The following is a 377-nucleotide window of genomic DNA, read 5'->3' on the forward strand; positions in this document are numbered from 1 at the left end:
GTCCTGGCGGGCCTGCCTCGCCGGTTCAGCGGCCAGCCACTCGTAGTAGCCCTGCCTGCGCTGGACCGCCAGAACACGGCACAGCCGCGTCACGCCGTACACGGCGTGGTGCTCGGAGATGAACCGGTAGCGGCCCGTCAATGACCCATCTCCTTCGCAAAATAGGCGGCCGCCTTCCGGAGAATCTCCTTCTCCAGCTCCAGCTCGGCGACCTTGCGCCGCAACCGGCGCAGCTCGTCACGTTCGGCGCCGCTCAGCTCGCCACCGTCGGCGCTGCCGCGGCCGGCACGCTGCTCGTCGGCGCGTTTCGCGGCGGCGACCCAGCCGCGCAGGGTCTCGTGATTGACACCGAGTTCACGGCCGACATCGCGCAGCGT

General features: G+C 70.0%; 1 protein-coding gene. It reads right to left on the reverse strand.

Going from position 1 to position 377, the window contains the following annotated elements; translation table 11 throughout:
* Positions 1–137: 137 nt before the first annotated feature.
* On the reverse strand, positions 138–377 hold a 240-nt coding region (locus IH26_RS0152645; RefSeq protein ID WP_030443830.1), incomplete at its 5' end, for a transposase.

The sequence above is a fragment of the Actinoplanes subtropicus genome, assembly GCF_000721705.1.
GTDB classification, from domain to species: domain Bacteria; phylum Actinomycetota; class Actinomycetes; order Mycobacteriales; family Micromonosporaceae; genus Actinoplanes; species Actinoplanes subtropicus.